General features: G+C 58.8%; 10 protein-coding genes. 7 read left to right on the plus strand and 3 right to left on the minus strand.

Annotated features, from left to right (window positions below; genetic code table 11):
* Positions 1–16 precede the first annotated feature (16 nt).
* The 7 genes from DMB86_RS20540 to DMB86_RS07000 all read left to right on the plus strand — a co-directional run bounded on the left by DMB86_RS20540 (position 17) and on the right by DMB86_RS07000 (position 6,935).
* A complete protein-coding gene (locus tag DMB86_RS20540) occupies positions 17–886 on the plus strand; it encodes a glycosyltransferase family 4 protein (RefSeq protein ID WP_171814406.1) in 870 nt (289 codons plus the stop codon).
* Positions 883–1,956 (plus strand): glycosyltransferase family 2 protein, encoded by a 1,074-nt coding sequence (locus DMB86_RS06975; protein ID WP_113717141.1) that lies wholly within the window; start codon positions 883–885, stop codon positions 1,954–1,956. Before DMB86_RS20540 ends, DMB86_RS06975 begins: the two co-directional genes overlap by 4 nt.
* A 10-nt stretch (positions 1,957–1,966) precedes the next feature.
* Positions 1,967–3,025, plus strand: coding sequence for a glycosyltransferase (locus tag DMB86_RS06980; RefSeq protein WP_171814407.1), 1,059 nt, complete (start codon positions 1,967–1,969; stop codon positions 3,023–3,025).
* 16 nt (positions 3,026–3,041) lie between these two features.
* Positions 3,042–3,902, plus strand: coding sequence for a glycosyltransferase (locus DMB86_RS06985; protein WP_113717143.1), 861 nt, complete (start codon positions 3,042–3,044; stop codon positions 3,900–3,902).
* Between the two features lie 103 nt (positions 3,903–4,005).
* The gene (locus tag DMB86_RS06990) at positions 4,006–4,836 is read left to right on the plus strand and encodes a hypothetical protein (protein WP_113717144.1); all 831 of its coding nucleotides are present in this window, start codon (positions 4,006–4,008) and stop codon (positions 4,834–4,836) included.
* Positions 4,837–6,174 carry an O-antigen ligase family protein gene (locus DMB86_RS06995; protein WP_129545490.1) on the plus strand — a complete coding sequence of 446 codons (1,338 nt, stop codon included), beginning with the start codon at positions 4,837–4,839 and terminating at the stop codon, positions 6,172–6,174.
* Entirely contained in the window at positions 6,174–6,935 is a 762-nt protein-coding gene (locus DMB86_RS07000) for a hypothetical protein (protein ID WP_113717146.1), read from the plus strand. Before DMB86_RS06995 ends, DMB86_RS07000 begins: the two co-directional genes overlap by 1 nt.
* A gap of 223 nt (positions 6,936–7,158) precedes the next feature.
* On the opposite strand, the gene DMB86_RS07005 is transcribed toward DMB86_RS07000, so the two are convergent.
* From DMB86_RS07005 to DMB86_RS07015, 3 genes are all read right to left on the minus strand, one after another.
* Complete coding sequence (locus DMB86_RS07005) at positions 7,159–8,391, minus strand: glycosyltransferase family 4 protein (protein WP_113717147.1); 1,233 nt, start codon at positions 8,389–8,391, stop codon at positions 7,159–7,161.
* A complete protein-coding gene (locus DMB86_RS07010; protein ID WP_227878643.1) occupies positions 8,384–11,179 on the minus strand; it encodes a WecB/TagA/CpsF family glycosyltransferase in 2,796 nt (931 codons plus the stop codon). The genes DMB86_RS07005 and DMB86_RS07010 overlap by 8 nt, the downstream gene beginning before the upstream one ends.
* A 167-nt stretch (positions 11,180–11,346) precedes the next feature.
* Positions 11,347–12,636, minus strand: a complete 1,290-nt coding sequence (locus DMB86_RS07015) for a glycoside hydrolase (RefSeq protein WP_113717149.1) — start codon at positions 12,634–12,636, stop codon at positions 11,347–11,349.
* Positions 12,637–12,710: the final 74 nt, after the last annotated feature.

Below are 12,710 nucleotides of genomic sequence, written 5' to 3' on the forward strand. Positions count from 1 at the left end.
GGACGCTGTCGTGGCCATGGGTACTGAAATGTACGAACTTGATGCGGTGCTTCCGGAAGGGCTGCATTGTCTCACCTATGATGACGGAACGCTCCAGCAGATGTGGCAGCATCCAGACTCCGACATACGCCAGGCAGGCTTTCCGTCTGGCCACGTCGAGGAGTGGATCCGACGACAGAGGGCCTCAAGTCGCCGAGCGGACACTTGTTGTGTGAGCACTAGATGGGCTGCTGGGTCATTTGCGGAGGAATATGGACTGCCGGAGGAACGCATCCGCGTCGTCGGGATGGGACATCGTCCGCGTTTCGTGGCTAATGCGGGCAAGGACTGGAACGCCCCCCGGTACCTTTTTGTCGGCGTTGACTGGAAGCGCAAGAACGGTGCGAGTGTCCTGGAGTCCTTTCGAATCGTCCGCCGCCGATTTCCTGCCGCCAGGCTCGACATTGTTGGCAGAGCGCCCGCCATCGAAGAACCCGGTGTACAAGTGCACGGCTTTTTGCCACGGGAGGAACCTTCGGCTCAAAAGTTATTGGACAAACTCTATGAATCCGCAACGTGCTTTGTCCTGCCTAGCCTGTTCGACCCCTCACCCATCTCGTATCTTGAGGCGGGTTCGGCTGGCCTGCCCGTAATCGCCACTGGTGTGGGCGGCGCCGGCGAACTGCTAGGTGCGGGTGCTGTCGTTGTTGACCCAAAAAATGGCGCCGAGATCTCGGCGGCGATGTTGAGCCTGGCCAACCCGGAGAGTGCGCGGACAACCGGAGCCGTGGCATCAAGGCATGCCGCCAGGGCATCGTGGGACCGGGTGGGTGGCAGGATCCTCCGAGCATTAGAGGAGACCGGAGCCGGTTCCGCAGTCGTCGACTTCCGAAAGGCAGCGCAATGATCCGCCGGGCCGGAGCCCAGGTACCCCAGCTTGAGCCGCATGTCGCCGTTGTTGTTCCCTGTTACAACTATGGCCGCTTCTTGACGGAATGCGTGGAGAGCATCGTTAACCAAACGGGTGTGCGAACGAGCGTGCACGTAATCGACGACGCCTCTACCGATGACAGCTTTGTGGTTGCGGAACGGTTGGCTGACCGGTACGAGGCCGTTTCCGTCACGCGCCACGAAACGAACCGTGGCCATATCGCGACATACAACGAAGGACTGTCGGCCGTGGAATCGGACTACGTGGTGCTGCTATCGGCCGATGACCTGCTGGCACCGGGGGCACTTGGCCGGGCGACCTCCCTCATGGAGGCATACCCCAACGTCGGCCTCGTATATGGTCATCCCCAAGTATTTACGGACCAACCAAAGAGGGGAGGTACCAACGTTCGAAGCTGGTCGGTGTGGCCAGGGGAGCGCTGGGTCCGGGCGCAATTTAACAGGGGACTCGGCATTATCTACAGTCCCGAAGCCGTGGTTCGAACAAGCGTGCATCACAGTGTCGGTTACTACCGCGCGGAGCTCCCGCATTCGGGAGACCTTGAGATGTGGCTGCGGGTCGCAGCTGCTGCTGACGTCGGACGGGTCAATGGACCGGATCAGGCCTACCGGCGGGTCCATCCTGAGAGCATGATGCAGACCGGGTTCGGCACTGTGGCCAAAGACTTGGAGGAACGCTTCCGCGCCTACCAGTCATTTCTGGAAACGGCGGATGGCAAGCAAATCCGGGGGGCCTTGGTTTTGGCAGAGATGGCCCGACGCCGGGCGAGTACCGAGGCGCTTTACTGGGCTGCATCCGTCGACCCGAAAGACCACTCAGCCGAAGATGAGGTGCAACGCGCGGTCGAGTTTGCCCACCGCGTCAACGCAGACGTTACACGGATGCCTGCCTGGCAGGCGTACCAGAAGTGTCGGACAGGCAACGTTTCCGGTATCCGCGAGCGCTTGCTGTTGGCCCAAAGCTATCTCGACTCCGAGGTTGGCGGCCGGCTGCGGTGGCGTCGCTGGCAACGGTATGGATACTAGGGAGGCGTTCATGCACATCAAGTCGTGGGCAAGAAAAAAGGTTCAGGGCATCGTGGGCGCGTCCGATCTGAAATGGCGCAGGCCGCCGGTTATTGATGTTCGGCCGTCTGGCGGTGAGACACGCGTGTATTACCTCGCCCCAAGCGGAATGACGCCCAGCGGTGGGGTGCGGGTCATCTACAGGCATGTCGATATGCTCAATTCCATGGGCATCAGCGCCGCCGTCCTGCATGACCGAAACGGTTTCCGATGTGGCTGGTTCGAGAACGACACGAGGCTGCAGCAGCTGGACTCTCTCCATTTTCGGGCCAACGACATCCTGGTTGTGCCCGAATGTTATGGACCTGGGCTGCAGTTCCTGCCAGATGATTGCCGCAAAATGATCTTTAACCAGAATGCGCATCACACTTTCGATCAGATTCCGTTGAACAGCTCCACGGCCGGACACCCGCTGGCCGGAGTCCATAACATACTGTCCCTGATGACGGTGTCCGAGGACAACGCAGAACTACTCGAATATGCCTTCCCCGATGTGCGGGTTGAGGTAGTTCGCAACGTTGTGGACTCAAAGCTGTTCCATCCCGGGCTGGAAGGCCAACACCGTCACGCCATCGGATATGTCCCGACTCGCCGGGCTCATGAACTGGATCAATTCCTTCACATCATGCGGGCCTCGGGAGCATTGGACGACGGACAGTGGGAATTCCTGCCCGTCACGGGCATGTCCGAGTTGCAGGTTGGGCAGGCTCTTCAAACTTGCCAGCTCTTCGTAAGCCTGAGCGAGCACGAAGGTTTCGGACTCCCTGCTGCCGAGGCGATGGCGAGTGGATGTTACGTAGTTGGCTTCGCCGGAGGCGGTGGACGCGAGTTTTTCGATCCCAGCTACTGCGCCCCGGTCGAGGATCTGACCGGACTGGTCCGAGAGACTATTGCCGCGCTTGACCGTCCACAATCCGAGCTTGCGGAACTGGGCCGAAAGGCTTCTGCGGAGATTCTCGGGAGATATTCGCTGGATGGATTGCGAGTTGACCTTGAGCGAATATACGAAAGGGTATTGTGGTCCGGTTGATCAAGAAAGTGAGACAATGAACCCGAATATCGATCACGTCATTCTGACTCGGTTCAATCTGCCGTCGGCGGGCAGGGAAAGCATGGTCAGGGCGCAAGAAGGCTGGCTGCAGCAGCGAGCTGTTCTGTTCGAGCGATACTGCCTGCCGTCTGTGAAACTGCAAGACATCAAAGATTTCCATTGGATAATCTATTTTGATCCAGAATCTCCGGATTGGTTGTTGGAAAAAATTGAATTGTGGTCGAATGACGGGACGTTCACTCCCATTTATAGGGCGGAAATCGGCCATAGTGATCTAATTTCGGATCTGAAAGCGGTGACTGGTGGGTGCGGCGATGTTCTAATTACCACAAACCTTGACAATGATGACGGCATCGCACACGACTTCGTTCGTCGATTGCAAGAAGTTACCGTCGTTGTCCCGCGTGCCGTCCTCTACCTGACAAACGGACTTATCAAGCAGGACAGGAAGCTTTACATTCGGAAGGACCGCAGCAACGCATTCTGTTCCGTGCGCGAGGGCTGGACGGAACCGGCATGTTGCTGGGCCGATTGGCACAACCGGCTCGGACTGCAGATGCCTGTCGTTGAAGTTGGAGGCGCACCGGCGTGGTTGCAGGTTGTCCATGGGCTCAACGTGAGCAATCGAGTCAGAGGCAGGCGGGTTGCGCTCAATGGCTACTCGGCCAACTTCGGGTTGCTTATTTCAGACGTTCTCGCCCCTGGGCCTAGGGAATTGGGGGCGGAAATGGTATGGAAGACGCCGTACCGCGTAGCAAACGAGATGGGGCGAGCTGTTGTCAAGCGAATTGTTCTGCAAGTGGCTGGAAAAAACGGGCTGGACAGGCTGAAAGCCAGGCTGGCAGCGAGAAAATAGCTGTAATTAACGAGGGGATGGTCTTGGGAATGAGTAAAGTCTTGAAAATGGGGATACACGAACCGGTCGTGCACCGAGTTGCTGAACTGGGAAGGCTGCCCTGATGTTCCTCCATGATCTGTTCGAGGGAATGCTGCGACGATGGTACATCGTGCTTGTAGGCATAGCGCTCACGTTGTGCGGCGGGTTCCTGCTGTACCGCAATGTGCCCCTTACATACCAAGCAACTGCCAGCATTGTCCTCGTTCCTCCCGCTACGGCAGTCGTCGACGGAGAAAACCCGTACCTATACATGGGTGGCCTTGATCAGGCGCTGAGCGTACTGACTGTCAAACTCAATTCCAACGCGGTAAGCGATGGCGTCGTGGGGAAATACACCGGGGCGAAGTACTACGTCCAAAAGGACCCGTTGGCTGCCGGGCCCATCCTATTGGTCACGGTCACGGCTGCCAGCAATAATGATGCCCTTGAGATCTTGAAGGACGTGCAAGTCGTCGTCCCGCAAAATCTGGCGTCCTTGCAAGATCAGTTGAAAGTCCCAAAAAGCTCCCGCATCTCGACCATGGACATCGTCTCCGACTCCAAATCTGATCCCCAAACCAAGAACCGGATCCGGCTGGTAATCGCTGCTGTTGGAGCCGGCGGTGCCGTGACGGTTCTTGCTACCGCAATAATCGACAGCAAGCTGTCCCGCCGACGCCGCAGGAAGTCTCGGAGCCTGGCCGCGCCGGAAGGCGTCGCCGCCCGGTCCGTCCCGGACTCCGGTCCCGTGAACCGTCGTGCGGCCGGCACACATGAACTTGTCGGTAAATTCTCGAAGGACGTCACACGATTGCCCTCGGATGGTGGACTAAAGATTCATTCACCGCTCCAGACATCCAATATCGCATCCAGGGTCGACACAGAGGCCAAAGCGTTGGCCGACAAGGTTTAGGTGACCGTGCTCAAGGACTATGAAACGGCGCGGAACCGAGGCCATGCCGGTGCAGTGTACAGAATCAAACCGCCCGATGCTGTGACTGTACTGACGATCTACTTGGTTCTACTCATCGCCATCCCATCGGATCAGCGTGTCGGGGCACTCGGGGGAGCGGGTGCACCCGCAGGCTTGTTTGCGGTTGCCTCGCTGCTATGGTGGGGCTGGCACCATCTCCGGCATCCGCAGACACGGCTTACGCGACGACTGCAGCCGGTACGCATTTGCCTGGTGGTTTTTTGCGGAGCAGTCCTAGCCAGCTATACCGTCGCCTCGTTGAGCGCGCGGCCGGATTCCGACATTGGGGTCGCGGACAACGGGCTCATTCGCGTTGCTGCCTTTGCCGGCGTGCTTCTCGTAGCCAACGATGGAATCCCCAATCATGAGCGCTTCATATTGCTCGTTCGCAGGCTTTCACTGCTAGGAGGTCTGTATGCACTCCTAGGCCTTGTGCAATTTTTCAGTGGCCTGAGCTTGGTCGACATGATCCAGATCCCAGGACTGACCGCGAGCTCCGACGGGGAAATCGTGGCACGGGCCGGGTTCGTGCGAGCCGCAGCGACGGCATCCCACCCGCTGGAGTATGCCATGGTTCTGGTCATGGCATTGCCGTTCTGCCTGACGGTTGCCATATACGACAAGAAGCGTGCGTGGCTCCTTCGGTGGTTCCCGGTTGCAGCGATTACGCTCTCGTCGGTGCTCTCCGTAACGAGGTCCGCTCTTTTGGGGCTTGCTGCCGTCATCCTCATTCTTGTGCCGACATGGCCGTCGGCAGTCAGGCGCGTCATGCTTGCCTCCTTCGGCGTGGTGCTGGTCATGGTCTACGTATTGGTTCCCGGCATGATGGGCACCATAATCGGCATGTTCTCCGGGGAAGATTCCAGCGTGGCCTCGAGAACCGATGGATATGGGACAGCACTTGCGTACATTGGGGTGAGTCCGCTTTTCGGACGTGGATTCGGCACGTTTTTGCCATCCTATAGGATTTTGGACAACCAATATCTGGGCTCGGCAATTGAACTGGGTCTTGTCGGTCTCGCAGCTTTCTTTTCCCTATTACTTCTGTCTGTGGTGGTCTCCTTTCGAGGGCGGCGTCGGCAGCGTTCCCCTGTGATGCGTGCGATGGGCGCGGCACTTGCGGCGTCTTTGATCGGTGGCGCCATGTTGACGGCCTTCTTCGACTGCTTCGCGTTTCCCCAAGCATGCGGGATGCTCTTCCTCGTTATCGGTATGTGCGGTTCATATTGGAACCTAGCAAGGCACCCGGAGCTCGATACGATAGGTGGTGGGACCTGATGGACATCGTGGAGGGCATGCGCAGGCGCTTGCGCCGCAGCGGGTTTACCATTATCCGTAGATGGTACGTTGCGGGCTTTGCCGTCGCAGCCATGCTGCCGGTCGTCTATCTGGCCCACATCCAGACCGGTGTGTACTACACCAGTGTCAACGTTATCTTCCTGGCGCCCCCACAGTCCGTAGGCGGCAATTCGCTACGCGCTTCATCTGCCAAGACTGTCTATTATGCAGCCATGATAGACCGTTTGTATAACGGACAAAACGACAATCCGGAGCTCAGCACAACGAGTTCCCCGCTTTACGGGACCGGTGTACGCCATGGCGCTGCTGTGTACGTTCCCAACAATGGCGGGCAGTGGCAAAACAGCTTTGACCAGCCTGTCATCACCGTTGAGGTTGTGGGCGAGTCGGGCGCTGAGGTCACGGGTGAACTTGGGGCCGTCGTGGCAAAGATCGGGAAGCTTGCCCGGCAACCGCAGCAGTCAATGGGTATCCACTCCAACGCCTATATCACGACGGATCTTTCGCCTCAGGTTCCCAATGTTACCTACGTTGCGGTCAGGAACCGAAATGCGGAACTGGCGCTGGGTGTCCTAACAGTTGGACTCGCAATTGGACTTCCTCAGATCTGGGACCGGATCCTCCGAGCCGTGGCGAGGCGGCGTCGTCGTTATGTCATAGTTCGCCCGTTACGTGAACGCGAAGCCGCCATGACTGGAGAAGGAGAGTCGGAAGCCGCTAACGCCCATCTAAAGTTGTGACGCCAAGCCAGACTGATTGCTACTGGTCCCCTGCCCGCGCGGGACGGGAACGGGGACAAGTAGCAGTCCAGACACTTTGCTCGCGACGCGCCCTCGAGCCCATACCAACAACGATCGACGGCGAACGAAAATTCCGCTAGACGCGTGGGAGCTTGCTGCCGAAGTCGGGCATGCCTCAAGTCGGGCATACCTCAAGTCCGGCATACCTCAAGTCCGGCATGCCTCAAGTCCGGCATGTCGCAACCGCAGTTTCGTAGCAGTCCAAGAGACGGGCCGCAGCCTGATCCCACGTGAGATTGTCGCGCTGTGAAATGCAATGCTGGGACAATTCCGCCAGGCGGCCGCGGTTCGTGGCCAGCTCGGCCAACTGCTGGGCCAGACTATCAGAATCACCAACGGAATGTGAAAGGTAGTCACGTCCGGGGAGACCCAGCGCCCCGGAGGCCACACTTACCAACGGTACGCAGCCGCTCGCCTGGGCCTCAAACGTTACCAGCGCACTGCCTTCAGTCCACGACGGCAGCATGAGGACGTCGCTTTGGGCCATTAGTCCGGCGACGTCCGCGACGAAGCCGATGTGCTCAACGGTGTCCATCTGAAGGTAGTCGTGTAACGACCGCGCATACTCGCTGTCAAGGGTTCCTGCGACCACCAAGCTTGCATCCTGAAGAGAAGCCTGCTTCCATGCGGCCAAAGCCACGTGAAGGCCTTTGCGCGGGCCGCCGCTTCCAACAAAAACTGCCCGGAAAGTTTTGTCCTCTTTCGAGTCGGGCCGGGGATTGTCGAAAATCGCAATATCGCAACCGTACCTGTGCTGAAGCAGCTTTTCGCGGGCAATCCCTTCGCCTATGAATTCGTTCCTGCAGTAGTCGGAAGGGACCAAGATGTATTTGGCCGCGTCAAATTCTGCAGTCTCGCGCCGCAGGACTCCCCGTAGAGCCGCATGTGAGTCTTGTTTGCTGACAATGGTCCCTGCATCTGCGGCCGCTGCCGCGTTTTCGCGGAATGCACTTGCCGTGTGCGGGTTGGGCGCCTCCCTCAGACCAGGGATTCCAAACGTGCGCGCCGTCATGAGTGTACGTAGGCATCCGCGGGGCCACGCATGGACTAGATCGATGGATGTCGCGTTTTTAGCCAGCCATTTGGACACAACCCAGTCGTGGTAGGAATAAGCGCGTTGCACTCCAATTGCGCGGTGGGGTATGCGGTTTCCCTTCAGGGAAAGGGTCTCGTGAACTGTAACGGTGGAAGGCAGCGTTGCGTTGCCGACCGATGCGCAGAACAACGTGATGGGAACCCCGAGTCGCGCCAGACTCGTGACCTGATTCAGCGCCGTGTTGGCGATCCCCGGCCGGTCGAGGACATGCGGGAAGCTGTAGAGCAGTCGTGGAGGACCAGGCCTGTTGGCCGGTGTCTCCTCCGCGCCCTCCCGGCTGGTTTTGCTACCGCTATACATCCGAATCGTCTCCTGCCGGGAATGCGGCCCTGCTACTTTCGTCCCGCTCCCAGACGTTGGTGGCGGTGGAGTGTCGGTTCAAGTTCAGAGACAGCCTGGCAGCCGTGACCAACGCTGTATAGACGGCGGCATCGAAAACACTGACAGGGCTAGTGGCTGATTCGGCCAGTCGTCGAACCGTCTGAATGGTTCGCTCTTTGGCCCGACTTGCCGGTGGAACTGAAGCGTCGGGAGTCTCGGCAATGGCGTCAAGCAGCTCTGCCTTCCCACGATATGTGCGTCGCAGGACGGCACTCAGGCCAGCGAGGTCGCGAGGCGTCCGGATCTGTGTCGGTGGCGTGTCCAGCACAGCCTTCTCCGAAGCGGAGAACAGCTGATCGACCAGAAGGTCGTCGGCCGTCACGTTCGGAAAAATGCCCAAGCGCTCATGTCCGCGCTCGGATAGAGCGTAGGCTCCAGCGCCCCACAAGCTGACACGGTCGTTGAAAATTCGCCTGCGCGCACGGTAGAACGACCTTACGGCCCAGTGGGCACCTGCGTCGTCGTAATTCGACCGCGGGCCAACCGCGAGTAGTTGGCCCGCACCGAGTTCTTCGAAGATCCTACGCACGGCCGCGGGGCCGATTTCAATGTCCGCGTCAAGGTAGATTCGTGGCCACGATGTTGCTGCATCGTCGGCGGCATTCAGGGCGGCGGTCTTGGATGCGTTCTCAAGTTCAATCACACGCACACCGTCGTATCCAGAGGCCACCCGTGACGTAGCATCCGTGCAACCGTTACAAGCAACGATGACTTCGACTTTCCCCGTTGCTAGTACCGGATGGAGTGCGTCCAAGGTTCGGGACAAGGCGTTTTCCTCATTGTGCGCCGGGATGATGATCGTGCCCGACGGGAAGTCGTGGAGCTGTCGGTTGGGGATATCGTGCTCCGACGGTCCAGGCAACTGGTTCCACCCCCCGTCGTCGAACAAGTGCCTGACAGCGAGCCTGTGTCCCTCCTGCCAGAACCGGATAGATGCGCCAAGTAGGACGCTCGCTTGCGTAACACGGGCGTAGGTGCCGGGCGCGTACTTGCGTGCGTACCTGACACGGTTGATCGCCATGAGGGCAACAAGTGCCGGTGACGAGCCTGACCCGCCGCGGGTATGTTGCATCACGGCGTCGGGTTCGTACCAGATGCTGCCCCCTTGTGTCCTGACACGCCGACAAAAGTCCGTTTCCTCCGAATACAGGAAGAACCTTTCGTCCCACGGACCCAACGTGTCCGCGACGTCCGCCGCTATGAGTAGGGAAGCACCCGTCGCCCAGTCCACTCGATGTGCATAGTTGTAGCTTTCCATGTCGTAGTCAATTTCCGACAGCCAGGCCGGACGGCGTGGCACCCGGCTTCCCAAGAGTGCGTCCCCCAATGACTTAAGCGGATCGGGTTCCCTCCGAAGCGAAGGGTAGGTCGTTCCGTCCTGGTCCACTAGCCGCGGAACTACGACGGCGGCATGCGAAGAACGTAGTCGCTGACGCATCATTTTGAGGGCTCCCGGCCGGATGCGCAGATCCGGGTTTAGGATGATGACGTCTGCACGGGGTCCCGCGGCGCGGAGTGCGGCGTTAATTCCGCCTGCGTAGCCAAGGTTTCCGTCAGTGTAGGCGACGACTACGTCTGAATGAGCATGGATACTGTCGACAGTTCCGTCGGAGGATCCATTGTCCACAATCACGACCTTGATGCTTTGCGCGCAAACTTCGTGCCGAAGATCGTCCAGCAAAGCATCAATGTCGTTGGCGTTGTTGAAAGTCACGATGACCGCTGTCAGGTCGGCGAGGTCATCTCGTTGTACGAACCGATTGTTCTCGGCGCCACGAGTCTGCAATCGATCGCAATAGTCGACGGGCTCGTCGCGGTCGTCATCATCCAGAGGCAATTGGATCATTGTCCGTCCGGCGGAGTGGAGGGGGAACGTCGTCGCGGTCCCACTCGACGTCAACAGGCGTAGGTACGCCTCCGGGCCCTGGACGAGGTAACGGTTGGCGAGCCGGCGCGGCTCCAGCGCGAGACGCCAAGTCCATTCCAGGCCGGCGCGGGCAACAATTTCCGGTGCTCGTGCAATCCTGCCGGCCAGAAAATCCACGACGGCGCCGAAAGCAAGAAGAACCCTGGCCCCGGTCCTTGCCCCGTGCTGAGCTATCCAGAGTTCCTGCCGTGGCTTGCCGAGTCCAACAACGAGAATGTCCGTCCCAGCGGCCGCGATTTCGTCCGCGAGCCGTGATGAGGCCTCGGTATCGGCGAGTTCAGATCGTGTCGGGGACCAGTAGCCGGAGACTTCGAGGCCAGGGCGGCTTAGAGCAAGCTTTCGTTTCAACTCTGCCTGGACCGAAGCGCTGCCGCCGAGAAATCCGATTCGAACAGCAGCCGATTCGAACTTGTCCAGCAATGGATTTATCAAGTCACTGCCCGCTAACCGCGGCCACTTCGTACCTGTAAGGCGCTCCGCCTTGGCCCGTAAGGGAGCTCCATCCAGTAGCGTCATCCAGGTCACCCCGGCTGTCTCCAGATGGTCAGCCCATTTGCCGCCCGATCCGAAGTGAAAAACGTGGTCGAGATTGGCGGAGACCACCGCAAGAGGTTTCATGGAGGGCGACATGGAGGCATCCACGATGTCAGCGACAGCATCGCCAAATTCGCACAAATTGACGGTCGTCCCACCCAGCACCACCTGTTTTGCAGGCCTGAACCGGTCGCCGGACGTACGAACCGAACCTCCGAGCGTATTTCCGTTAAATCTGGGTATCATGACGCTGCCTTGAATCGTCGAGTGAGAGTGCTGCCGTCGTGCCGACCGGGGTTGTAGCATCTCGCATCAAGGCGCGGTCGCGAACTTTGCTTGTCGCGCAATCGACGTCTAGCTTCCAGCCATGCCTCGAGACCTCTAACTTTTATCATGAAAAATCCCCTCGTGATTTATTGACGAGCAATTGTACCCGTGAATGTGAATACGGTTTTGGGTGGAATGGATACTTCAGTGCTTCCAGATGTCATTGAAACAGCCTTCGACTGCGACATATCTTTTTCGGCGTTCGTGATGTACAACGCGAGAGTTGAGCTGATGCGTTCATCGAGCAACGTTATGGCGGCACGCTGCGTCGCGTCCGACGGGTTTACGCCCAAAATTGTTAACCGAACGCCGTCCGGCGAGCGCAACGCAATCCATTTCATTCCGACCTCGTTCGACGACGACGATATTAGAAAAGAATTCCGCGGCGTGAATTTGATCAACTGTGCGAGTACGTAGTAGCTCTTTCTCGGGCTGTACGTGCCCGTAGCGGGCAAGTATGCGAGGGCGCCCCAGTAACCCATGCTGGCATGGTGCTCGTAGTATCCGTCCCACGCGTCATAGAACTGCAATCCGGACACGCCCTGCTGCATCAGCGAGACGGCGAAACCCGCGGTCGTCAGCGCGCTCGACCAATCCGCGGGATTCGGCGCCCCCTCATCACATCCCGGACAGGGTCCGGAGAACTCGGTTACCCAGGTTGCCGGCCTCCGGCCGGCCACTTGTGCAACGACATCCGCGGCGTCGGATGTTTGTCCGTCGTAACTGTGAATCCCAAATACCGCAATCCGGTCCCAGAGCGCCGGGACCGACTCAAGCGCAGGAAGGTACTCGGACAGAGCGCGATCGTGGCCGGCGGTATCAGGCGCGACAAAACGGATGTCCTTCAATCCCAAACGGTCGAGTTGTTTCGACAACTTCGATAGCAGTCGCACGTACTGCTCGGGACCGACGAGAGGACCTTCAACTCCATTCAGGTCCTCTTCGTTCATTGGTCCCAGAAGCTTGAAGTCGAGATGTCGGACGACTCTTCCGTAGTAGACCATCGACGCGATCATGCGGACCCAATAGTCCTCATCAGTGGGTTGGATGTGGTTCCCGCCCATCCACGACGAAACAGGGCCCATGACATTGATCATGACCTGTTGGCCGGGGAAACTGTTTATGTATTCGATGGTGTTGAACAGGTCGGACATTTTACCGGCGGAGTATATCGAGTCATAGTAGTCCCAGTCGTAGGACAGCGGCGTACCGTACCTCGCCGGTTCCCAGTCAGCTTTGTCGATGATCACGCGCCAAGTAACGTCTCCGAGGTCCGCGATCTTGTGGATGGCGGGTTTGAGCTGTCCGCCTTTCCAGTTGTGAACATTGGCGTTGACGCCAAGTCCGGATATGCCTTGGGGGCTGTCCTGTCCCACGCCAGGTTGGGCCGCACCTGAAGTAGATTCCGATTCGGTCGCTGAAGGAGAGGTCGAGGGCGTGGCGGGGGTGC

The sequence above is a fragment of the Arthrobacter dokdonellae genome (assembly GCF_003268655.1).
GTDB lineage: Bacteria > Actinomycetota > Actinomycetes > Actinomycetales > Micrococcaceae > Specibacter > Specibacter dokdonellae.